This is a genomic window from Monashia sp. NPDC004114, from assembly GCF_053603855.1.
In genome coordinates, this window is sequence record NZ_JBSGGK010000001.1 from 206,119 (window position 1) to 229,127 (window position 23,009).

A 23,009-nucleotide genomic window follows, 5' to 3' on the forward strand; every position below is an offset into this window, starting at 1 on the left:
CCGGCCCAAGGAGTGCCATGCTGATCGACCCGACCTGGCTGCGCCGCGTGGTCGGCGGCGCGCGGGTGGTTGCCCTCGGTGAGGGAGCGCACCAGATCGTCGAGTTCCACCAGCTCCGGGGCGAGATCCTCCGCATCCTGGTCGACGACCTCGGTGTCACGGCGTTGGTGCTGGAGTCGGGCTTTCCCGAAGGCCTCGAGGTCGACGCGTGGCTGCATGATCCGCCTGAGTCGGGAGTCACCGCGGCGCAGGTCGCACGCGATGGCATCTCGTACGGCTTTGGGCAGAGCGCCGCCTTCCAGGAGCAGCTGTCGTGGATGCGGGATGCCGGTGTTCGGCTGTACGGCATGGACCTCGGGGGTGATGCGGTGTCAGCCGGCCCGGCCGTTCGAGCACTCCTGAACCGTCTTTCGCCGATGCCCGGGGACGAGGACCTGTTGCGGCGCAGCGACCTGGGGCCCCGCCCGTTGGCCCCCCGCCGGTGGGCCGCCCTGGCCTCCGACGAGCAGCTGTCGCTGCTCGAGGACCTTGCGGCGCTCGTTGCTCGGGCCGACGGCGTGGACGATCCCGTGGCCGAACGATGCGCCGCGGCTGTGGCCGGCTTCGTGGCCGAACGGACCTGCGAGGGCACCGGGACGCCACCGCGCGAGTTCTTTATGGCCGACACGGTCCGCTGGGTGCTCGAGCGCGAGGAACGAGTCCTGGTCAGTGCCCACAACACCCACGTGCAGCGCGGTCCGTTCCACGGCTCCCCGATGCTCGGCGGGCTGCTCGCACCCCACCTGGGTGACGACCTTGTCGTGATCGGCATGACGTACGGGGCCGGCCCGGAGGTGCGGTATGTCGAACGGTCGCCCCGGCCGTTCGACTGGGCGGTGGAGGTGACCGACCGTGTGCTCCGGCCGGACAGCGTGGAGTCCCGACTGGACCCCATGGGCGACCCCCTGTCTGCGGTCGATCTCCGCGGCATACCCGCGGGCTTCCTCGACGGGGTTAGCGGGACGCAGGCCGCGGGCGGGCTCGACCGATGCGCGAGCCTCGGCACCGCCTACGACGCCATGGTGCACGTGCGGCGGGTGCACCGGGTTCCCGGCAGCATCACGCGGCTTCGGTCCGAGCTCGCCGGCTACCCACCCACAAGAACGGTGGACGTCATGAACCACCTCGCCGGGCTCGAGGTGCCGGACCCGTACCGCTGGCTGGAGGGCGAGAGCGACGAGGTCACTGAATGGCAGCGGTGGCAGGCGGAGCTTGCCTCGATGACGATCTTCGAGAGCCAGGATCGCGGCGCCTGGCGCGCGCTCGTCGAGCGGTACGACATTGGAACGCGTGCGGCTCTGCCGCGGTACGCAGCAGGTCGGTGGTTCCGGGCGGTCGGTGACACCGTCGTCGAGGCGGACGAACCTCTCGGGACCGGCCGCCCTGTTCTGCGGCTCTCTGACCTGGTCGGCGCGGGCGAGCAGGCAGTGCTGTCCTGGCTCGAGCCCTCTCCGGATGCTCGGGTGCTGGCGGTCGGGGTCTGCTCCGATGGCAGCGAGCACAACCGGATCCACCTCGTCGAGGTCGCAAGCGGGACCGTGCTTCCTGCGCCGGTCCAGGTGCTGCACAGCGCCTGGGCCGGTGGCGTGGCGTGGGCGGCCGACGCGCGCGGGTTCTGGTTCTTTGCCTTGACGGGAAGCCCCGAGGAGTTCGTCCAGGCCGTCTTCCACCATGATCTCGACTCGGGCATGACGACGGTCGAGCCGGTGCCGGTGCCGGCCGGTTCCCGCGAGTACACACTCGTCCAGCCGTCGGCGGACGGTCGCTGGCTCGTGGCCAGCCACAGGATCGGCAGTCCGATCCCGGTGGCCGTGCGTGATCTAACCAAGCCGGCCGAGGGCTGGCGACCGTTCGTGACCAGCTGCACTGGCACCGTGGCCGGACACGTCGTCGGCGACCGGTACGTAGCCGTGACGGACGTCGGAGCCGCTCGCGGTCGCGTCGTCGCGATCCCGCTGGGCGCAGAGGACGCGAACGACCATTCCATCTGGGTCGAGCTGGTCCCGGAGAGCGATATCGTCCTCCGTTCGCTCACCCCGGTCGGCGACCACCTCTACCTTGGCGGGCTGCAGGACACCTTCGCCCAGCTACGACTGCTCGATGCTCGGGGTGTCGTCGTCGACTCGGTTCGCTTGCCTGGGCGCGGCACGGTCGCCACGCCGTTCTTCCCGCTCACTGGTCTGGCCGTGGGTGCGCCCGTCCCGGAGCTGGTGTTCGCCTTCTCGACCCTGACCTGCTCGTGGGGGATATACCGGCACCGTCCGGGCGACCCCGAGGTGACCGTGCTGCAGGAACCTGCCGTGAGCCTCGACGCGACGGTGGAGATCGGGTCCGCAACGGCGTCCGACGGAACCCTGGTGCCCTACCACCTGGTCCGCCTCGCCGGGTCGACGGGCCAGGACCAGGATCCGGAGCCGACACTGATCAGCGCATACGGCGCCGCGAACATCGCGACTCTCCCGGAGTACCGGCCGGATCTCGCGGCCTTCGTGGCGGCCGGTGGGACGCTGGTGCAGGCATACCTGCGCGGCGGTGGTGAGTTCGGGCGGGACTGGTATCTCGCAGCGCACCGTGAGACCAAGCACGTCCGTGACGACGACCTTGTCGCCGTTGCGGAACACCTGATTGCGAGCGGTCGGACGACGAGCTCGGGGCTCGCTGTCACCGGAGGCTCCGACGGTGGGCTGATGTGCGGGGTCGCGGTCACCACGCGGCCGGACCTGTGGCGCGCGGTGCTCCCCCGAGCGCCCCTGCTGGACCTTGCCGCGGGGATGCGCGATCCGTACCTCGACTTCGTGATCCGCAAGGCATGGGGCGATCCCGATGATCCTGCCGACGTGCGACGGATCCTCGGTCGTTCGCCGTACGAGCTCATCCGCCCAGGGGTGTTCCCCGCGATGTACGTCCAGGCTGGCGCGAACGACCCGCGCTGCCGACCGTGGCACGCGCGTAAGTTCGTGGCCCGCCTGCAGCGCGCCCAACGGGGCGGCGCACCGATCCTGCTGCACGTGTTCGAGGACGCCGGTCATGGTGCCGCCACCAACCGGGAGACCGCCCTGGAGCAGGACACTGAGTGGCTGGGCTTCCTGGCCAGAGAGCTCGGTCTCACGCTCCTGCGTGGCGTTGTCATCGGGTAGTCGACCCGACCGAGGACGCCTTCTCCGCCCTCATTCGGTCCCGGCGGTCAAGTCCATCAGTCGCAGCTGCAGCATCGCTGCGAGGCGGGCGTTGGGGTCATCGAGGTCGATGGCGCCGACCTCGGTCGCGCGCCGAAGTCGGTAGCGGAACGTATTCGCGTGCGCGTATATGGCGGACGCAGCGACGGGCACGTCGCCGAACGTGTCCAGCCATGCGCGGAGGGTCTCGAGCAGGCTGCTCTGATGCTCGCGGTCGTAGGCGACGATCCGGGCGATCGGGCCGCTGGGAATGTCCCCCTGCTCGAGGCGGTCGGCCAGCTCCAGCAGCAGGGCTTCCAGGTGCACGTCGTCCAGCCGGGCTACCTGCGGCGACGAGCGCCTCGATCGCAGCACCCGCAGGGCACGGTCTGCGCCGGCCCGGGACCGATTTAGTGAGGCGGCACCGCCGACCACCGGTCCAACGCCCGCCAGCGGGCGCTGCCTGGAACCAACCCTACGAAAGAACTCCGTGGCGATCTCTAGAGCCCTGACCTCGCCGCCCGCGCGATCCCTCGGGACCGGCAGGATGCCGTACGTGACGTCCCCCACCAGGCCGACGGCGCTGCGGGGGTGAACGGCCGTGAGATGCAGTGCGAAGGCGTCGGCCAGGCGCTTGCGTTCGACGGCCAGCTGGGCCGGCAACGGGTGCTCGCCCTCGGGGCCGACAACCGTCATTGCCAGGACGACGGCCGGCTCGTCCTTGAGCCCAAGCCGGCCCATCGTGTCGAGTGCTCGGGGGCCGCCGTCAAGCGCTGTAGCGAGCAGCTCGGCCCGCAGCCGGCGCTCCTGGTCGGCTTCGGCCCGCTGCCAGACCATGTGCATTGCGACGAGTGCCGCACCGTGTTGCAGCGCCTGACTCCCCTCTGGTCCAAGCGGTTCGGCGACTGCCGCCCAGATGGTCCCGAGGATCTCGTCGGCGGCTCGGATCGCGATCACGGCACGCGCACCCCGTCCTTGCGGCTCGTCGTCTGAGATCGGCGCGACATACACGGGCTTGTTGCTCCGGTAGATCTCCTGGAACACCCCGCGCTCCTCCAGCACTCGGGTGTACTCCTCCGGCACCTGACGTCGCAAGATGGTCTGCACCCGCCACCGGTCGGTGTTCTCCTGGCGACCGGAGAACGCCAGCAGTCGAGAGCTGCGATCCTCGATCGTGATGGGCGCACCGACCAGTGCGGCGACCGCGTTGGCGACTGCGAACAGGTCTCCGAGCCCTGACTGGTAGCCGACGATCTGCCGCTGGCCGGCTCCCGGGCGGGCGAGCTCGGGTGCAGGGGGCGCGTCGATGGTCAGCGAGCGAATCATCTGCGCCAGGTCCGTCCACGACGCTCCCCGCGCGAACGCCAGCACCGCGACCCCGGCCCGCCGTTGTGCGGCGATGAGGCCCTCGGTGGGCTCCACGGGGGCCCGCAGGATCAAGGCGGTGCCGCCACGCTCACCGAGCCGCTCGACAACGGAGGCGATCTCGTCAGGGTCGTCCAGGCCCACCCCGAGCACGACGAGTCCTTCGGTCAGCTCCGGTTCGTCCAGGGCGTCATAGATGGCGATCCCCTTCACGGGCCCGAGGTCGCCGGTCGGTGAAGGCGAGTCACCCACCGCCGTCAGTAGCGTGGCGCCGAGCTCCTCCAGGACCCGCGCCATTCCCGGCTGCGGGAGGTCCATGACCGTCACGCACCCGACGCTAGCCGCGCCGAACACGTGCGGCGCTTGTCGATCACGACGAAATGATCGCAGAAGTTGGTCCGTTCGCACCAACTCAGGTCAGCGGAAGCCACACCCGATCGACGACGACTTCCTCGAGGACCTCCGGCAGCGGCGCCGCTCCGATCCCCGGGCCTGTAGGAACCGTGAGGTGCCCGTCGTCGAGGACGAACGGCTCCGTCAGGTCCGTGCGGAAGTAGCGTTCCGAGGCTGAGGTGTCTCCGGGCAGGCCGCATCCGGGCAGGGCCGCCAGGGCCAGGTTTGCCGCGCGGCCCACGCCGGTCTCGAGCATGCCACCGCACCACACCGGCACACCATGGGCGACACACACGTCGTGGACCCGGCGCGCCTCGAGATAGCCGCCGACCCGGCCAGGCTTGATGTTGATGATCCGACAGGCACCGAGCGCGATCGCATCCGCGGCTGAGCGGGCCGAGAGGATCGACTCGTCGAGGCAGATCGGGGTGCTGAGGCTCCGAGAGAGCTCGGCGTGCCCGAGCAGGTCGTCCTCGGCCAGCGGCTGTTCCAGCAGAAGCAGGTCGAAGGCGTCGAGGCGGCTCAGGTGGCGTGCGTCGCTGCGCTGGTATGCGGTGTTGGCGTCGACCTGCAACGGCACGTCGCCATACTCCTCGCGGACGGCCCGCACGGGCTCGATATCCCAGCCCGGTTCGATCTTGAGCTTGATCCTCAGGTACCCATCGGCCAGATAGCCACCGACGATGTCCATGAGCTCCGGGATGGAGCCAGGGATACCGACGGAGACCCCGCACGGGACCGTCGTCCGGACAGCGCCCAGGGCATCGGCCAAGGACTCACCGCGGGTGCGCAGCTCGGCGTCGAATACCGCGGTCTCCAGCGCGGCCTTGGCTGTCCGATGGCCCTTGAGGTGCGCCAGCGCCGGCGCCACCTGATGGGCGCCAACGGTCTCGAGGGCCCCCAGGGCCGGCACGAGGAAGTGCTGCAGGACGTGGACGGCCTGGTCGGCATACTCGGGCGAGTAGTAGGGCCCGGCGGCAGCGCCACACTCGCCCCACCCCTCGGAGTCGGGCGACATCGCGCGCACCAGGACGGCACGACGGACGTGCTCGGTGCCACGCGAGGTGCGGAACGGCGTGACAAGCGGTAGCTCGATGGTTAGGACCTCGACGCCGCTGAGCCTCACTGGTCCGGCCTGTCTACGACGTACCAGCCGGCTCGGTCGAAACCTCGCACCGTCGCCCCTTGGTCGAGCAGGCCGCCGAGCACCTCTCGCAGCGCCGCGCGCCAGTCCGCCGCGCCCCGCGGATCATCCAGGCGGAGTCCCTCGATACTGTCAGGTACCCCGACCAGTACCGTTCGCCCCCGCGCCGGCCGGCTAAGCGGGCCACCGGAGGCCGCGACCTCGAGAGCGACGGTCGCTCCGGCATCGCGCAAGGCGGCCGCGTCGATGGCTCGAGCGGTCCCGGCGCAGGCTGCGGCAACAGCGGGAGCTGTCAGCGGCCAGCACACCAGCACGCGGTCGGTGGGGTCGGCGCGGTTGATGTCGTCGTCCATCGGGCCGTAAAAGTCCGGCAGGTACTCCGCCACGTCCGCCGACAGTTTGGCGAGATTGAACCAGGCGTTACGCCGGACCAGCGGGTCAAACGTCCAGGTGATCTTGTGGCCACCGTTCGCGAGGGTCCAGGCTCGCTGGTGCAGCTTGAGGGCTAGGCCCACGCCCCGGGCCTGCACCTGCGGGTCGACCCCGGCGATATGGCTGTGTAGGGCGCGCAAGTGCGGTGGAGCAAAGAACCCGAAGCACGCGCCCACGAGCTGGTCGTCCCGGTAGGCGCCGCTGACATAGCTGCCCCCCTTGACCATGGCCCGCAGCAGGTCGGCCGTCACCGGCGGGTTCTGGGCTCCCGTGCGCCAGATCCGCTCGTAGAGACGGCGGACGTCCTCCAGCTCACCGATGTCGTCCAGGACCCGGACGTCGACACCCGCCGCGGCGATCGCGATCGCCGCGTCGGTGCGTGCGGCCTCGACCAGCTCGGCCCGCTCTGACCCGGCCGCCAAGCCCGTGCTTGCGATCACGAGTGCTGCTCCCTAAGAAGGTCGGCGACCAGGGCGGTGAGCAGCCGCGTGCGGTCGACCAGCTCAGAAGTCAGCACGTGCTCGTCATCGGCGTGTGCGCCTCCGCCCACCGCCCCCAGGCCGTCGAGGGTGGGGGTGCCCACACCGCCCGTGAAGTTGCCGTCGGATGCTCCCCCGACCGCCGCTGCTGTGAGCGGTAAGAGGTGCAGGTCTTGCGCGAGCCGCCGGGCGCGCTCCAAGAGGTCGTGGGTCGCAGCCAGAGTCAGCGGTGGTCGATTGGGACCGCCGAGGACCTCGATCTCGGCGCCGGTGAGCACAGGGCTCAGTCCCTGCATCGCGGCATGGATGCGCTCCTGCTCTGCGGTGTCGGAGACCCGAACGTCGACCAGGAAGCCGGCAGCCGCTGGGACCGTGTTCACGGTGGTGCCGGCGGCAAGGCGGGTCGGCGTCACCGTGGTACCGCGGGCCGGGTCGGCCAGCGCCGCCACCGCCTGCACCTGGTGTGCCACTTCGATCGTGGCATTCACGCCGCGCTCAGGGTCAAGCCCGGTGTGAGCCGCACGTCCCTTCACCTGTACCTCGTAGCGCGACACACCCTTGCGTTCGGTCTTCAGAGCGCCGCCCGGGCCGGCCGCCTCGAGCACGAGCGCCGCAAGGCACCCTCGCGCCTCCCGCTCGATCAACGTACGAGAGGACGGCGAGCCGAGCTCCTCGTCCCCGGTGACCAGCAGGGTTACGCCATCGAGACTGTCCAACGCGGCGAGAGCGTGCAGTGCGATGACAATCCCCGCCTTCATGTCAAAGCAGCCGGGACCGCGAAGCACGCCGTCATGGACCTCGAAGGGATGTGACCGCAACGATCCGATCGGCCAGACAGTGTCGTGATGCCCGAGAACCAAGACGCGCGCCGGGCGGTTGCCGAATCGCCAGAGCAGGTGGGTCCAGCCTTGCAGCACCATGCGTTCCGGCTGGGCGCCTAGGATCCGGCTGCCCAGCGCGGCGAGCGCCTCGGCGCTGCGCGCCACGGCGGCGGTGTCCTCCGTCGGCGACTCACATCGGACAAGCTCCTCGATGTCCGCGACCATAGCCGCGAGTTGCACAGGGACGCGACGTTGTGCCTGCTGATGCATGGCCCAAGCATCGGGACTCGACGGACCCCGCGGCCTGTCCGGCGGACCAAGTTTCCGATGCGGAGTTGGGCGAGGCGGATGAACACCCCGGTGCCGCTGGCGACCAGCGGGCGTATTCGTCGACGAGGTAGGACGTAGACGGTTCGGTGAGTGCGCCCGTGTCGGTGGCCGCGGCGTCGCACGAAGGTTGCCGGCCGAGCTTCGACACGAATTCGCGACCCACGCTCGTCGCCGGCCGCGCTCAGCAGGTCACGACTGGAGGCGTGCAAGAGGCCCGCGCATGCGTCGCTGCACCAGGCGACCTTGACCGCGGGGTCGACTCGCTAGTCGTCTGCCAGCCGCCGTGGCAGCGAGCGGGACGTAGGACGCGGGCTGGCCGGTCGCCGTTGACGGACGCGTGGACAGGCGGACATGAGATGCAGACCGGTCGTGCCCTATCAGCGTCGGCCGACCGCGCCCTCGAGATGCCGCGCGGTGGTCGATGAAGGGGTCGCCGGCTGTGCGGCGTTGATGGACGTGTGGCCAGTCAGCCGTGTGAGTCCCGCTGAGTGGTGGAGTTCTCTCGACACCGTGCGGGAACCGCCCGGTTGTAGTGAGCGGGGCCGCCGTGGGTTGGTGGGCGCTGGCATCAGGTCATGGAGCCGAGGCGGACCGGTCACGTCGAGGCGGACCCGCGGCGGCCGCCGAGCCATCGGTCGCGCGTCCATCCCGGCCGTTGGCGCGAAGCATCACGACGAGCGGGACGGACCCGACAATCGCCAAGACGAGGAACGGGATCACGCCCGCCGACGACACGACCGTCGACTCTGGGTCGGCCTGTGCGCCGTACCACTGGTCCACGGCGATGCTGATGCTCTCGATGACCCACATCCCCAGCATCGCTCCCACGAGGATCGCGCCACGCGCTTCGTGTCGTGCCAGCCAGACGCAGGCCGCGGCGGCGAGCGGAAGCCAGATCGCGAGATCCTGCACGTAGATGGCGTTCGTCATGACGCCCGTTCCCGCGAGCATCTTCGTCGGATAGGGATCGTCGAGTGCGGGGACGATGACCCTGAGCCACGCCAGAGCGTTCAACGCAACCACGACCCCCACGTAGATCGACAGCCCTCTCACTGGTGCTGCACACGCGATCCGCGCCCCGGCGTGCCACAGGTCGCGGGCGACGGCGAGGTACCCCAGGGACCACAGCGCCAGGCTGAGCATCGCGACGTACAGGAGGAATGCCGCGTTGAACGGCGTGAGGAACAGGAAGAGCACAGCGTTGTAGACGATGTAGAGCAGTGCCGCCGCCCAGAGCAGCAGAGCGCTCGACGATCCGCGCTGCGCCGCCCAGATGGCCCACGCGAGCCACGGCAGGGCCACGCAGACGAGCACGAGCGCGGTGCCACGCGCCGACCCCTGCATGGCCTCGGGCCCGAAGAGGAGGCCGGGGTCGGCGAAGGTCCACAGGCCACCCACCAGGCTCACCCCACCAGTCGCGATGGCCAGTCTCCTGGCCGTCCTCGATGCGGTCGGCGTTGCATCCATACCGGACACGATGGCCATGAATCGCGTCGGACGGCAGGGTCATAGGTCCCACCTCAGCCACCACGGCGGAAGCCTGACGTGGCTCTCCCGCCCGCAAGCGAAGGAGCCGATGGGGAAGGACGTGCACGTCCAGAGCCACCCGGGTCTACGACGGGGCGGCGCCCGGCCAGGGGCGTCAGCTCCAAGGAACCGGCTCTGGTCGTGGGGCCCTCAAGGTCGACCGGATCGACGAGTGGCACCTCGCCCGACGCCTGTTGGCACACGGAGCTATCGTCGGCGCCGCGCTCGTGCTGGCATCGCCTGAGCCCGCCAACGCCGTTTCATCCCGAGGACGTGCAAGCACACCGAGCGTCCGCCGCCCAGTCGAGAAGGTCGCGACACCTCGGGCCGACCTCGCGTCGCTGGGAGTACGGCCGAGCAAGTCCACCCCGCTCATGACGTACCCCCCACTCTGGCCGGCGCAGCGCCATCGGCCACGTATGGGATGGTCTGTGGGCCTTCTGGCAGCACGCACACCCACGCGTCCGGGCCCGACGCCGCAAGCCGCGCCGCAACCAGCTCGGCGATGTCCTCGACCGGCCCGAGGTGGGCCGAGCGCAGGTCATCGGGGCTCAGATAGTCCGAGTAGACCCGGACCTCGGCCATCGTCTGGACCTTGGCCTGGATCTGCACCTGCCACTGGTCCGGGGTCGTGGACTCTCTCGCCGCGATGTCCGCGAGCAACGCGTCGGGCGAGGACGCAGAGGCCAGGACCTCGCGGTAAGAGCCATGGTCCGGGAAGCCGTCGCGACACTCGGCCGCACACACGATCAGGCCGCCAGGCCGCACGACCGTCGCGGCCGCAGACATGCCCTTCACCGCCTGGTACAGGTTCTGGTCGAGCGGGTAGCCCGAGTTCGTCGTGACGACTACGTCGGCCCTGCCGGGGACCGCCTGCATGCTCAGCCTTCGGGAGTGCTCACGGGCCACGCGGTGCATCGGCACCAGCTCACCCGCGTAGGCGGCCACGATGGCCTTGTCACGGTTGAGGATCACATCGAACGCGAAGTCGACCCCCGTCCCGACCGCCACCGCCCGGATGTCGTCGTGCACCGGGTTGCCCTCACACACACCCCATCGCGCGTCCGGGTGCCCGATGCGCTTGGCGTCATGAAGCACCAGCACCGTGTCGAGCCCCGCAAGCCCGGGCGCACACAGTTTCGGACCCCCGGAGAAGCCCGCGAAGAAGTGCGGCTCGACGAACCCGGTCGTGATCCGAAGGTCCGCCGCGACCCACTCCGAGTTCAGCCAGACCGGCACCCCGTCGCCGTGGACGCCGCACCACGTAAGGCGTGACCGGTCCCGCGCGTCATGGTTCACCACCCTGACCGATTCGAGGATCTCCCGGCCCAGCATCACCTCTAGCTCCCCGAGCGTGTTGCCCCGGTGGGTGCCGGTGGCGTTGAGGATGACGATGTCATCGAGGTCCACGATGCCGTCCAGCTCGGTGAGAATCGCTCGCACCATCGCCTCACGCGGCTGCGGCCGGGTGATATCGCAGACCGAGATGGCCACCTTTCCGCGGCCCTTGGCGCGTTCGTGCAACGGCGGCCCGGCGACCGGATGCCGCAACGCCTCGCGCAGCGCGGCATCGGGATCGTGAACGCCCGGATGGAACCGCGGCTCGACCACCACGGTGCGGCCCGCCGGAAACGCCACATCGAGCCCGGTCTCGCCGTAAGCCAGCCGCGCCGTGGCCCTGTCCTTCATCCAGCCTCCTGTCACCCCGGTCGCTGACCCAGCGATTGCATACGCTAGTATACGAAGGGTGACCATGTGGGCTTACCGGCTCTCGGAGCCTGGTGTGCTGCAGAGGGTCGAGACGCCGGAGCCTGCGATCGACGCGGGAGAAGACCGGCAGGTCCTTGTCAGAACGCGTGCCATAGGGATATGCGGAAGCGACATCGCACGCTTCCGAGGGACCTCCACGCTCTCCGCCGTTGCGTTGCCCGGGCCGCCGGGTGTGCCGGCGCACGAGATCGCCGGGACTGTCACCGCGTCCCGCGACGAGGCCCTGCCGGTAGGCAGCGAGGTCGTGGGCTGGGCATCGGGCAGCAACGGCTTGGCCGAGTACGTTCTGACCGGCGCCGACAGACTCGTCACCTACGACCCCGCGCTCGACCCCCTCACGGCTGTGATCCTGCAGCCGCTGGCCTGCGTGCTCCACGCGAGTGACAAAGTAGGGGTCCGCGACAGACATGTCGCCGTCATCGGGCTCGGGCCCATAGGCCTTCTTTTCGCACATGTCGCTCGATCGCGCGGTGCTCGCCGCGTGAGCGGCGTCGACCCGGTCGATCGCAGCGACGTGGCATCCGTTCTCGGGGTCGACGACCTGCAGAAGACGACGGCAGCGGAATGGGCGCGCCAACTACCGGCAGCTGACCGTCCCGATGTCTGCATCGAAGCGGTCGGGCATCAGACCGACATCTTGGGTGATGCGATGCGAGCGATAGCGGACCAGGGAACGGTGCTCCACTTCGGGATTCCTGACGAGCGCTACTACCAGCTGGACATGGAGCGCCTGATGCGCGGCAATCTGACGCTGTTGGGCAATGTCACCCGCGACCATCGCCAGGCTCTTGACTCGGCGAAGACGTATCTGGCCGAGAACAGCGAGCTGGGCCCAGCCCTCGTCAGCCACATCTTCGGATTACGTCAGGCCCAAGAGGCCTTCACCACCGCTGCCATCGCCAGAGCGGGCCGGATCAAGGTCCTCATCGACGCAGAGCGAGATGAGCGCTGATGGACGGACTGCCCGCACGCTGTACCCGACCGCCATCATGATGCTGAACTCTCCGTCGTCCGAGGGTGACTCATGTCCGGGTTGTGAGTTCGTGCGGCTCGGGTGTGTTCGGATGTCGGTCAAATGCGCTGGGAGGCAGTCGATTTGACTATGTTCCTCGGCAGGCCGACGCGACAAGTCATCGTGGCGCTCGATTCGTTCAAGGGGTCGATCAGTGCGCGGGATGCCGTCGCCGCCCTGAGCGCGGGCATCACGGCGGTCACCCCTGGCCCCTCCGTCGTCCAGTTGCCCATTGCCGACGGCGGCGAGGGCACCGTCGATGCACTGCTAACCAGGGGCTTCTCCCTCCGGCCCTACATGGTGGCCGGACCGCTCCTGGCACCAGTGCAGGCAACCGTGGGGGTCCGTGGGAACGAGGCCGTCGTCGAGCTCGCATCTGCGGCCGGCGTGCACCTACTCCCCGGCCACCCGAACTCCGAGACGGCGCTGCGCGCTACCACGTTCGGCGTCGGGCAGCTGGTATCCGCCGTGGTCGCTGCTGGCGCCACGCGGGTCGTCATCGGGCTTGGCGGCAGCTGCACCACCGACGGCGGCTCCGGTCTGGTGCAGGCCCTGGGGGTAGAGCTCCTGGCCCACGACGGTCGTCGCATCGGGCCCGACGGTGGCGGGGCTCTCTCAGACCTGGACAGCGTGATCCCGCCGCCCGGCTGGCCCTTGCGTGGAGTCCAGTTCGTCGCGGCCACCGACGTCACCAACCCGCTCCTCGGACCCGATGGCGCGGCCGGCGTCTTCGGCCCCCAGAAGGGCGCAGGGCCTCGCGAGGTCGGTCTGCTCGAGGCGGGACTCACGAAGTGGGCCAACGCCGTTGACCAGACCACGCGGACGGACCGCCGCGATCGTCCTGGCGTCGGTGCCGCCGGCGGCACCGGCTTTGCCCTCGCGGCACTGTTGGGGGCCGAGCTGACCAGCGGCATCGACCTCGTGCTCGACCTATCGGGCTTCGACGAGATCGTCGACCGTGACACGCTCGTCGTCGTCGGCGAGGGCTCCCTCGACCGGCAGACCCTGCAAGGCAAGGGCCCGTTCGGCGTAGCGCGGCGGGCGGTCCGGGCCGGAGCGCACGTCGTCGCCGTGGCGGGACGCTGCCGACTCGACTCGGCCGACCTGGCGCGCACAGGCATTCGGGCGGTTCACACGCTCGAGGACCTCGAGCCGGACGTCGCTCGCTCGATGGCAAACGCAAGCACCTTGTTGTTCGAGATCGGCCGGACGCTGGGCCGAGCCCTCTCCTGACGCTAGACCGCGTTCCACCCTGGGGCGTCCCGGCGCCATCGCCGGCCCGCTCGCGTCACGACGCGACCGGCGGCCACAGGGCGGCCTGCTGGCTATAACGGCGTAGCAGCTGCGGCGCCTGGATCAGCAGGTACCCGGTCTCGACGCCGTGGCTGACCGCCGCCACGACCCGCCCGCCACGGGGGAGCTCGCTCTCGGTCACGTCCACCCACTGGCTGTCCGGCTCGCGGTGCCCGACGAAGTGCACGAGCCGCCCGTGCTGCTCGGTCCAGAACATCGGCACGGTGTCGAAAGGCCGAGGCTCGTCGTGGGTGAGGTTGTATGCCGCTGCCGCACCCTGCTCGAGGGCGACGGCCCAGTGCTCCACCCGGGCGCGCCGGCCCAGCCGCGCCGAGTGCCAGTCGGCAACATCGCCGGCAGCGGCGATATGCCGGTGACCGGGGACGAGCAGCGTCTCGTCGACCTCCACTGCGCCCGATGCCGACAGCGGCAGGCCCGACCCGTGCAGCCAGTCGGTCGCCGGTCGGACACCGATGGCCACGACGGCATAGTCGGCACGCAGCACTCGCCCGTCGTCGAGGACCGCCTCGACGCCTGCGCCGTCCTGGTCCAGACTCACCACGAACCTGCCGAGATGGGCGCGCACCCCGTGCTCGGTGTGCCAGTCTCGGCACAGGGCGTCCACGTAGCTCCCAAGAGCCTTGTCGAGCGGGGTTGTCGAGGGGTCGACCACGACGACGTCCGCGCCCGACGCAGCGAGCGTCGAGGCCGCCTCGGAGCCGATGAGGCCGGCGCCGATGACCAACACCTCTGCCCGCCCGCCTGAGCCTTCCAGCCAGCCGCGGACCCGGGCCACCTGGGTCGGGTCGTCGACACTCCCGATCCGACCGCCCAGCAGGATGCCCGGCAAGGATCGGGGCACCGAACCGGTGGCGATCAGGAGCCGGTCGAAGCCGACGTCGGTGCCATCCTGAAGGGTCACCACGCGGCCCTGGAGGTCGAGCGAGACGGCGGCAGATCCATGCCGGTGCACCGCGGGGTCAACGGCAAGGGACCGGCGCACCTGGCCGAGGTCCTGCGCCCCCGAGAGCAGCTGCTTGCTCAGCGCCGGCCGGTAGTACGGCCCGTCGGGCTCCGCCGCGACAAGGTGCAGCTCACCCGGATAGCCCTGGCTCGCCAGGGCTCGCAGAGCGCGCGAACCTGCGGCACCCGCGCCGACGACCACGAAAGTGCCGGGCGCGCCGCCTGCGCCCACCTCAGGTCTCCGCGAGCAGGATGGCCTGCCGCGGGCAGATCATCGCCGCCTCGCCGAGGGTGTCCTCGTCATCGGGGTCGACCGACTCCCGCAGCAGGACGAGGTCTCCACCCTCGTCGAGCTCGAAGTACTCCGGTGCGACGCCGACGCAGACGGCAAAACTCTGACACAGATCCTGGTCCACTCTGACATCCATGGGCTCGTGTCTCCTCCTTTCAGGCCTCGGGTCGCGACCCGTCAGGCCGACCCGGGCGGGCGTCGACTCCCGACGCCGCAAAGCCCGACTGCTCCAGATCCCTCAGGCCGCTCTTGCTACGGAAGAGTCGCCGCCACCGGCTCTGCCGCTTGTTCAGCCGACCGGTGGCACCGCGGGACTGCCCGATCACCAGGACGGTCCCGGCGACGACGAAGTTGATGACCCCGACGAGCACCGCGAAGGCGGCCAGCTGGCCGTAGAAGCCACTCTCGAAGATGTCGATCATGATGAACCCGGCGACCGGGTGGTTGGGACTGGAGAGGAGAGAGGAGGCGGTTGCCTCGCCCAGCATGTGGGCGAACAGCAGGACCCAGGCCGCACTGAGGCCCGGCACCATCAGTGGCAGCGACACCTTCCTGAACGAGCGGCCCGGCGAGGCGCCGCTCACCGCAGACGCCTCCGACAGCTCGCCACCGACCCGGCCGTATGCCGCGCCCACGGCGATCAGCGCGTTCGGGCTGTACAGCACCAGATAGCAGAGGAACAGAATCCACCAGGTGCCGGCCAGGCTGATGGGCGCTGCGCCCAGCCCGATGATGAAGCCGACACCGATCGCGACATGGGTGATCGGACCGGGCGACTTGAGGATGCCGTCGACGGCCGGAGCGAACTTGCGGTGACGGTCCATGAAGGCGGAGGCGACCGCCGCGATCAACACGCCGACCGTCGCGCCGATCAGGGCAAGTGACAGGCTGGTCTGCATGGCCAACGGCAGGCGGGACTCCTCGAACACCGACTTGAACTGGTCCATGGTGAAGTTGAGGCTGAACACGGGACGCCAGAAGGGCTGCAGGGCGACGTAGAGCAGGCCGATCAGCGGAAGCACGCTGGCGACCAGCATGAACGTGATCATGAAGACCCGGGCGACGTACCGCCACCCGCCGAGATCGACGATCGAGCGCGAGCTCGACTTGCCGCCGATCCGGGCGAACCTGGCCTTGCGTGCGACCCGTCGGTCGAGATACCAGAGAATGGCGACGAAGCAGGCCAGGAACAGCGCCCCGACGACGGTGACATCGAGCTGCGGCGGATAGACCGACCGGGTGGAGTCGATGACGTAGACCGACAGCGTCGAGATGCCCGCCGGGGTCCCGAGGATCACCGGGATGCTGAAGATCGCCGCACCGATCATGAAGCAGAGCAGGGTCGCGCCGAGCAGTGCGGGCTTGATCAGTGGTAGCGAGATCTTCCACAGCGTGCGGACCGCACCGGCACCGGTGGTGCGTGATGCCTCCTCGTAGGAGGAGTCGATATCGCGCAGCGCCACCGAGATCATCAGATAGGCGAAGGGGATCAGCTCGACGGTGTAGACGAAGATCAGCCCCGGCCACGAGTTGATGTTGAGTGGGCCGGTCTCGGAGTGGTAGCCGAACACGCCGAGGATGGGCCGCAGGATCAGGACGTTGAGGAAGCCCGCCCTCTCGTCGGCAAGGAACTTCCACCCGATGCAGACCGCAAGGCCGGGAATGAGCAAGGGGATGACGGGCAGGATGGTGGACACCACACCCATCCGCGCGTTCGTCCGTTCGTTGAGCCAGGCGAACAGGGCGCTGACACCGATCGCGATCGGCACCGCGACGACCAGGAGCCGGGCCGTGGTCCACGCGGCTTCCCAGAACAGCGACGAGGTGAAGACCCGGTGAAACGCCTCGGAGTTGAACGACCCGTTCACCCACAGGATCCGGATCACGGCCCGGATCAAGGGGTAGGCGATGAGCAGTGCCATGGCCACCACAACGATCACCGCAACCGCGTCGAAGGGCCCGAACTTGCGGCCGGACACGCGCCACGGGCGCCGGCGTGACTGCGGGTCGCCTGGGGCCTTGGGGGCGCTGCCCGGTGCGAGATCTGCGCTGACGGTCGTGTTCGCCATCGCTCAGTCCTTCAGCAGGGTCAGCGTCGCCGGGTTGACGACGAGCGTGGCCGTGTCACCGGGGCGCATCCACGCCTCGGCCGGCGTCGACAGACCGCTCAGGCGGCGGTCCTCGCCGACGAGCACTGTGAACTCGACGGTTGAGCCCGAGAACATCACCGTCTCGACGACCACCTCAGCCAGGCCGGGTTCGCCCGGACGGGCCAGGCTCAGAGTCTCGGGACGCGCCGCGAGATACTGGTATCCCCCCTCCACGACGTCCGCTGGAGCTCGATCCAGAGTGAGATCTCCGACATCGGTGCGGACCCGTACGCGTCCCGCCGGGTCCCTGCTGACGTGGCGGACGTCGAGGATGTTGGACGTGCCGACGAACGTCGCCACGAAGCGGTTGACGGGACGGTTGTAGACCTCCATCGGCGTCCCGATCTGCACGATCTTGCCCCGCCGCATCACGGCGAGCCGAGTGGCCATCTGCATGGCCTCGTTCTGGTCGTGGGTGACGTAGATGCCCGCGAACCCGACCCGCCGCTGGGCTGCCAGGATCTCGACGCGCAGGCCCTGCCGGACCTGAGCGTCCACGTTGGACAACGGCTCGTCGAACACGACGGCCTGGGGGTCGGTCACCATGCTGCGGGCCAGGGCGATCCGCTGCTGCTGCCCACCGCTCAGCTGTCCCGGGTACTGTCCCTGCATGTCCTCCAGCCCGACCGAGGCCAGGGCACGCCGGACCGCCTCGCGGCGTTGTGCCTTGGGAACCTTCCGGTTGACCAACGGGTACTCCACGTTGCTGCCGACCGTCATGTGCGGCCACAGCGCGTAGTGCTGGAACATCATGCTGATGCCGCGCTTCTCGGGCGGCAGATCGACTCGCTCGGCCGAGGAGTACACCAGGCGCCCGTTCGCCGAGATGATGCCGGACTCCGGGGTCTCGAGGCCCACCAGGCTGCGCAGCAGCGTGGTCTTGCCGCACCCACTCGGACCGAGCAGGACGACCATCTCGCCCGGCCCGATCTCGAGGTCTACGCCATCCACGGCCGGGACGACCTCACCACCCTCGCGACGGAAGGTCTTGCACAGGCCCTTGACCTCGACGACCGACGGTCCGGCCTCGGGGATTGCCGCATCGCTCGGTGCTTTCCGCTTCAATGTCATCGCTCCTGGCACGTCCACTGTCCCTTCGTGTGTGGCCACCACTCGTGCTGCGTCGACCGACCGAGCTCGGCCTCAGTCAGTTTCAGCGGCGGGCCGGGCGGCTCTTCTGCCGCCCAGCGCGCCGCTGCTGGTCAGCTTGTCTTGGGCTTCAGGCCGAGCAGGCTGAGGATGTGAAGGTAACGCTCGTCCTTCGGGGAGAGGTTCTTGTTGCCCTGGATGGCCTCCTTGCCGGCCGGCTTGGTGTAGCAGCCTTGGACGGGCTCGGTGAACGGCGCCGCGAACCCGGTCTGTCCGGGAGGCCCGGCCGCGATGCACACGGCCGACATGCCCTGGGGCGAGACCCTGAAGTTGGCGAACACCCGGGCGGCGTTCGGGTGCGGCGCGTCCTTGAAGACCGCTAGCTGGCCGGGCACCTCGACGAGGGGGTCGGTGAGCACGCGGAACGCGATCGGCGCGCCCTTGGTCGACAGGTCGGCGATGAGCATCGACGACTGGGGAAAGCTGACGTCCTGGGCGCCGGCGGCGACGTCCTGGGATGCCGGTACCGACCCGCCCGCCTCGATCTTCGGCTGGAGCTCGTAGACCTTCTTGACGTAGTCGTCACCCAGGGCGTTGCTCACCGCGTCGAGCCACGAGATGTTGGTGGAGGTCGCGCGCGGGTCCGGAAGGGTGACCGTTCCCTTGAACTCCGGCTTGAGCAGGTCCGACCACGTGTTGAGGCCGTCGCCCTTGACCTCGGCGGTGTTCCAGGCCACGCCGAGGTACTGGACGTACTTGGCGACCCAGGTGTTGGTCTTGCCGATCATGTTGGCGGGCCAGGTCTGCTCTCCGAGGGTCGGCAGGACCGTCTTGTCGAGCGGGATGAACCACTCGGTGTTCTCGACGAGGTCCTGGAAGCCAGTCGACAGCACGTCGCCGGAGTTGATACCCGACTGCTTCTCCGTGGACACGCGAGCGGCGATGTCGGGCCCCGCCTTGACGAGGTTGACCTTGATGTTGGGGTACGCCTTCTCGAAGGCATCGACGACCGCCTTGTTGATGCTGTCGGAGTCGCTGGAGTAGAAGACGACCTCCCCCTCCTTGTTGGCGGCATCCACGACAGCCTGCCAGCCGCCCGCCCCCGCTGCCGTGCCGCTCGACGCCGCCGGGGCGTCGCTACTGCAACCCGCGAGTACGAGCGACAGCGCCGCGACTGCTGCCCCGGCCACGCCGTGAACGGCTCGACGTCGCGGGTGTGAGTACCGTGCTCTTCCGAGCCCCCTCGAACTCTTCATCGCTTCCCTTTCTTGGTTCGAGATCGGCGCCAGTGCCGAACTCGTCTTGCCCGTTCTCGTCTAGCTGCTGCGGAACGGATGCAGCTCCAGGCCCGCGACCGGCCAGTCATCGACCACCGCGACCTTTCCTGCCCCCGCAGCCGTGATGACGCACCGACGGTCCGAGCTGATCGCGACGTTGGTCACGACCTGGCCCAGGTGTGGGTCGAAGTTGTCGAGCGACTCGCCGTCACGAGTCCAGGTCTGGATGCACCCGGACTCGCCGTCATCACCGATGGCAGCGATGACGATGTTGCCCTCGCTGTCGAAGCAGAAGCCGTCGGGACGCCCGCGGTCCATCTGCACGACCACCTCCTCCTGGCCCAGGCCCGAAGGCGAGAGCGGGAACCGGAGGATCCGGGAACCCCTTGTGTCCGCGACATACACGGTGTCGTCCTCGGGACCGAACGCGATCCCGTTCGGATACCACGGCACTGAGCAGAGCAGCTCGGCCAGCCCCGTCTCGACATCGACGCGGAAGACCCGTCCGTCGGTACGTTTCGGGCTGCGGGTCGGGTCTGTGACGTACAGCAGGCCATCCGGACCGAAGGCGAGGTCGTTGGGCGCGATCGGGTCCATGGTCAGCCAGCTCACGACCCCGCGGGGGTCATAGACCAGCACGCCTCCGGTGGAGGTGAGCAGGCCCTTCGTCGCCCCGCCGCGCCCGCCGGCCTGGGCGAGATAGACCACGCCGTCAGGGCCTTCGGTCGCTCCGTTGACCCCGCCGCCCACCGTGGCGACCCGCACCGCTCCGCTCGGACCAGCGCTCGCCGCATCGTCAACGGCATACACCGTTCCGTGGTCGATCGACACGAAGAGGATTCGGCCGTCGCGCAGGAACACCGGTCCCTCGGTGAAGCCGACGTCCGATGCCACCACCCTCGCCTCGCGGTCCGCTGACGTCATCAGGGGAGCTCCATCCTCAGGGCCACACCGTCTTTGGTATGTCTGGGTATACGACTGCATACCCTCAATTCGTCGAACATACGCGCAGGACGGACGGGGGCGCAATAGCTGGTCGAGCCGGGCTTCGCAACGATTTGACCTTGCGATCGGCAGGGACAGAGGGCCGGTCATCAGCCGGTCCGGTTGCCTCTCCAGCACGCGGCCGCCGACGCCCGAGGGCCGCCCCAGGGAGCAGGTTTGCAGGGTCATGAGGTCACCCGTAGCGGTGATACGCGGTCTTCACGTGGGTGTACTTGAGGATGCCCCACTTGCCGTCCTCGCCTCCGATACCCGACTCCTTCAGACCCGCGTGGTGGGCATGGACGGACTCGCCCAGCGTGCGGTTGACGTAGATCTCCCCGAACTGGAGCGCGTCAACAGTGCGCATGACGGATGAGTAGTCCGTGCTGAACACGTACGCCGACAGCCCGTAACGGGAGTCGTTCGCGACCGTCAATGCATCGTCGAGAGTGTCGATCGGCACGATGGGCGTGACCGGACCGAAGGTCTCCTCGCGAAGGATCGCGGCGTCGCGCGGGACATCGGTCAGCACCGTCGGCGCGAACCAGTACCCGGCGTCGTATGCCGCCCCCTCGGGCTGGCCTCCCCCGGTGCGGAGCGAGGCGCCCTCCTTGAGCGCCCGCTCGACTGCCGTCGACGTCTTGGTCACCTGCGCCGCACTGGCCATGGGGCCCATGTCGACCGTGCCGCTCGGGTTGCCGACGACCAGCGCCTCCGCGGCCGCGACGTATCTTTCGACGAACGGCTCGACGAGGTCTCGATGGACCAGCACCCGCTCGGCGGACGTGCATACCTGTCCTGAGTTGGTATGCCGCGCCCGGAGGATCGCCGGCACGGCGACATCGAGGTCGGCGTCCCGCAGGACGATCGCCGGTGCCTTGCCGCCGAGCTCGAGGGCAACCCGGGTCAGGTTGTCCGCGGCACTGCGCATCACGGCCTTACCGGTATCTCGGTGGCCGGTGAAGGACACCATCGCGACACCGGGGTTGGCCACCAGCTGGGCCCCCACCGCCGGTCCCCCGCTGACCAGGTTGACGGTCCCCGTTGGGAGGTCGAGGTGCCCGTCGACGAGTCGGACGAGCTCCAGCGCCGTGAGCGGCGTGACCTCGCTCGGTTTGACGACGACCGTGTTGCCCGTGAGCAGGGCGGGTGCGAGCTTGCGGCAGAGCACCGCGAGCGGGAAGTTCCACGGACAGATCGCGGCCACGACCCCCAGCGGCACGCGAAGCAGATGGATGACCTCGCCGGGCGAGTCACCGGCGAGGATGTCGCCGGACAAGATCCGGTCCCATCGGGCGTTGTACCGCAGGAACTCGACCGCGAAGCCGACCTCGGCCAGCGCCTCGGGCAGCGGCTTGCCCACCTCGGTGACCAGCAACCGCGCGAACCGGTCGGTGTCGGCCTCGATCAGGTCGGCCAGCCGACGCAAGGCGTCGCCGCGCTCGACGATCGGCACCCTGGCCCATGCTTGCTGGGCGGCGGCGGCTGCCGTGACCGCCGCCGCGACATCCGTCGACGTCGCGGCAGCCACCGTGCCGATCACCGACTCGTCGGCGGGGTTCAGGACATCCAGCGTGCTGTCGTCGGCGGCGCCACGCCAAGTTCCGGCGACGTACAGGTTGGCGACATCACTCATGGCATATCTCCCGACGGCGCAGTGCTGCGCGTTCTAGAGCGGGGCCGGGCTCCAGCCCAGCCATCTGGTCAGAGCGGTACCGAGCACGAGGTCGAGCTCGTCCTCGGACAGGTCCGCGAGCGCCTCGCGAATCATCGCGATGGCCTCGCCGTAGGTGCAGGGCTGCCGACTCAGGTCGGTGCCGAAGAAGCATCGCTCCGGTCCGAAGGCCTCGACGACCCGGCGAGCCGGGTCGTACATGTCTGCGAAGGGTGCGCCTTGTCGCGAGAACAACGGCAGGCTCGAGAGCTTCACCGACACGTTGGGCAGGTCGGCCAGGGCGATGACGCGCTCGAGCTGCTCCTCGTTGGGCACGTCGACCTCCCGGTCCGGCGGTGCCATGGCGAGGTGGTCGATCGCGATCGAGACGCCCGGATGGGCCCGGGCGCCGGCGGCGATCACGTCCAGCTTGGACCCGGGCCCGAACGCCATGACGGGCAGACCCGCTTTCTCGACCTCGGTCCACAGCGTGTCCAGCTCGCCACTGTCCACCCACGTGGCGCACGGCTCCTGACGGCATGGAAGCCGCAGCCCCCACATGCCCTCGTCGCGCCATCCGGCTAGTCGGTCGCTGAGGCCCTCCAACGAGTCGATGAGCCCCATGACGACGAACCGGTCGGGGTGCTCGCTGGCCGCGTCGATCGAGGCCTGGTTGCCCTCCGGGTCCCAGCTGGTCGGCACCAGGGCCGCACCGGCGACCCCGGCCTCACGCATCAGCGGGAGCATCACGCCCGCGTCGAACGGCCCTTCCCGGTGCGCAGTCATGCCGGGCAGAACCGTGCGCCAGGCGTGCAACTGCGAGTCGACGATCAATCCCAC

At 69.3% G+C, this 23,009-nt stretch carries 17 protein-coding genes; 3 read left to right on the forward strand and 14 right to left on the reverse strand.

Features of this window, described 5'->3' with window-relative positions:
• Positions 1-17 precede the first annotated feature (17 nt).
• Positions 18-3,176 carry a prolyl oligopeptidase family serine peptidase gene (locus tag ACWEOW_RS00825; protein ID WP_452267247.1) on the forward strand — a complete coding sequence of 1,053 codons (3,159 nt, stop codon included), beginning with the start codon at positions 18-20 and terminating at the stop codon, positions 3,174-3,176.
• 30 nt (positions 3,177-3,206) lie between these two features.
• On the opposite strand, the gene ACWEOW_RS00830 is transcribed toward ACWEOW_RS00825, so the two are convergent.
• The 6 genes from ACWEOW_RS00830 to larA all read right to left on the reverse strand — a co-directional run bounded on the left by ACWEOW_RS00830 (position 3,207) and on the right by larA (position 11,374).
• Entirely contained in the window at positions 3,207-4,877 is a 1,671-nt protein-coding gene (locus ACWEOW_RS00830; RefSeq protein WP_452267599.1) for a helix-turn-helix domain-containing protein, read from the reverse strand.
• A 94-nt stretch (positions 4,878-4,971) separates the two neighbouring features.
• Positions 4,972-6,078: an o-succinylbenzoate synthase gene (gene menC / locus ACWEOW_RS00835; protein ID WP_452267248.1), complete on the reverse strand. Its 1,107-nt coding sequence runs from the start codon at positions 6,076-6,078 to the stop codon at positions 4,972-4,974.
• Positions 6,075-6,968, reverse strand: a complete 894-nt coding sequence (locus ACWEOW_RS00840) for a GNAT family N-acetyltransferase (RefSeq protein ID WP_452267249.1) — start codon at positions 6,966-6,968, stop codon at positions 6,075-6,077. Before ACWEOW_RS00840 ends, menC begins: the two co-directional genes overlap by 4 nt.
• On the reverse strand, positions 6,965-7,993 hold the full coding sequence (locus ACWEOW_RS00845; RefSeq protein ID WP_452267250.1) for a M20 family metallopeptidase: 1,029 nt from the start codon (positions 7,991-7,993) through the stop codon (positions 6,965-6,967). Before ACWEOW_RS00845 ends, ACWEOW_RS00840 begins: the two co-directional genes overlap by 4 nt.
• A 738-nt stretch (positions 7,994-8,731) precedes the next feature.
• Positions 8,732-9,625, reverse strand: a complete 894-nt coding sequence (locus tag ACWEOW_RS00850; RefSeq protein ID WP_452267251.1) for a hypothetical protein — start codon at positions 9,623-9,625, stop codon at positions 8,732-8,734.
• A 432-nt stretch (positions 9,626-10,057) separates the two neighbouring features.
• Complete coding sequence (larA, locus tag ACWEOW_RS00855; protein ID WP_452267252.1) at positions 10,058-11,374, reverse strand: nickel-dependent lactate racemase; 1,317 nt, start codon at positions 11,372-11,374, stop codon at positions 10,058-10,060.
• 64 nt (positions 11,375-11,438) lie between these two features.
• Here larA and ACWEOW_RS00860 point away from each other — a divergent pair, with 64 nt between their 5' ends.
• Both ACWEOW_RS00860 and ACWEOW_RS00865 read left to right on the forward strand, forming a co-directional pair.
• Positions 11,439-12,407, forward strand: a complete 969-nt coding sequence (locus ACWEOW_RS00860) for a zinc-dependent alcohol dehydrogenase (protein WP_452267600.1) — start codon at positions 11,439-11,441, stop codon at positions 12,405-12,407.
• A gap of 183 nt (positions 12,408-12,590) precedes the next feature.
• Positions 12,591-13,700: a glycerate kinase gene (locus ACWEOW_RS00865; RefSeq protein ID WP_452267253.1), complete on the forward strand. Its 1,110-nt coding sequence runs from the start codon at positions 12,591-12,593 to the stop codon at positions 13,698-13,700.
• A 55-nt stretch (positions 13,701-13,755) separates the two neighbouring features.
• Here the strand turns inward: ACWEOW_RS00865 and ACWEOW_RS00870 are convergent, their stop codons facing one another.
• The 8 genes from ACWEOW_RS00870 to ACWEOW_RS00905 form a co-directional block, all read right to left on the reverse strand.
• Positions 13,756-14,955 carry an NAD(P)/FAD-dependent oxidoreductase gene (locus tag ACWEOW_RS00870; protein WP_452267254.1) on the reverse strand — a complete coding sequence of 400 codons (1,200 nt, stop codon included), beginning with the start codon at positions 14,953-14,955 and terminating at the stop codon, positions 13,756-13,758.
• A gap of 1 nt (position 14,956) precedes the next feature.
• A complete protein-coding gene (locus ACWEOW_RS00875; RefSeq protein ID WP_452267255.1) occupies positions 14,957-15,151 on the reverse strand; it encodes a ferredoxin in 195 nt (64 codons plus the stop codon).
• Between the two features lie 19 nt (positions 15,152-15,170).
• Complete coding sequence (locus ACWEOW_RS00880) at positions 15,171-17,084, reverse strand: ABC transporter permease (protein WP_452267256.1); 1,914 nt, start codon at positions 17,082-17,084, stop codon at positions 15,171-15,173.
• A 3-nt stretch (positions 17,085-17,087) separates the two neighbouring features.
• Positions 17,088-18,236, reverse strand: a complete 1,149-nt coding sequence (locus ACWEOW_RS00885; RefSeq protein ID WP_452267257.1) for an ABC transporter ATP-binding protein — start codon at positions 18,234-18,236, stop codon at positions 17,088-17,090.
• Positions 18,237-18,367: 131 nt separating this feature from the next.
• Complete coding sequence (locus ACWEOW_RS00890; protein WP_452267258.1) at positions 18,368-19,444, reverse strand: ABC transporter substrate-binding protein; 1,077 nt, start codon at positions 19,442-19,444, stop codon at positions 18,368-18,370.
• Between the two features lie 126 nt (positions 19,445-19,570).
• Positions 19,571-20,455, reverse strand: coding sequence for an SMP-30/gluconolactonase/LRE family protein (locus tag ACWEOW_RS00895; RefSeq protein ID WP_452267259.1), 885 nt, complete (start codon positions 20,453-20,455; stop codon positions 19,571-19,573).
• A gap of 253 nt (positions 20,456-20,708) precedes the next feature.
• On the reverse strand, positions 20,709-22,151 hold the full coding sequence (gene aldA, locus ACWEOW_RS00900; RefSeq protein WP_452267260.1) for an aldehyde dehydrogenase: 1,443 nt from the start codon (positions 22,149-22,151) through the stop codon (positions 20,709-20,711).
• Positions 22,152-22,184: 33 nt separating this feature from the next.
• On the reverse strand, positions 22,185-23,009 hold the full coding sequence (locus tag ACWEOW_RS00905; protein ID WP_452267261.1) for an amidohydrolase family protein: 825 nt from the start codon (positions 23,007-23,009) through the stop codon (positions 22,185-22,187).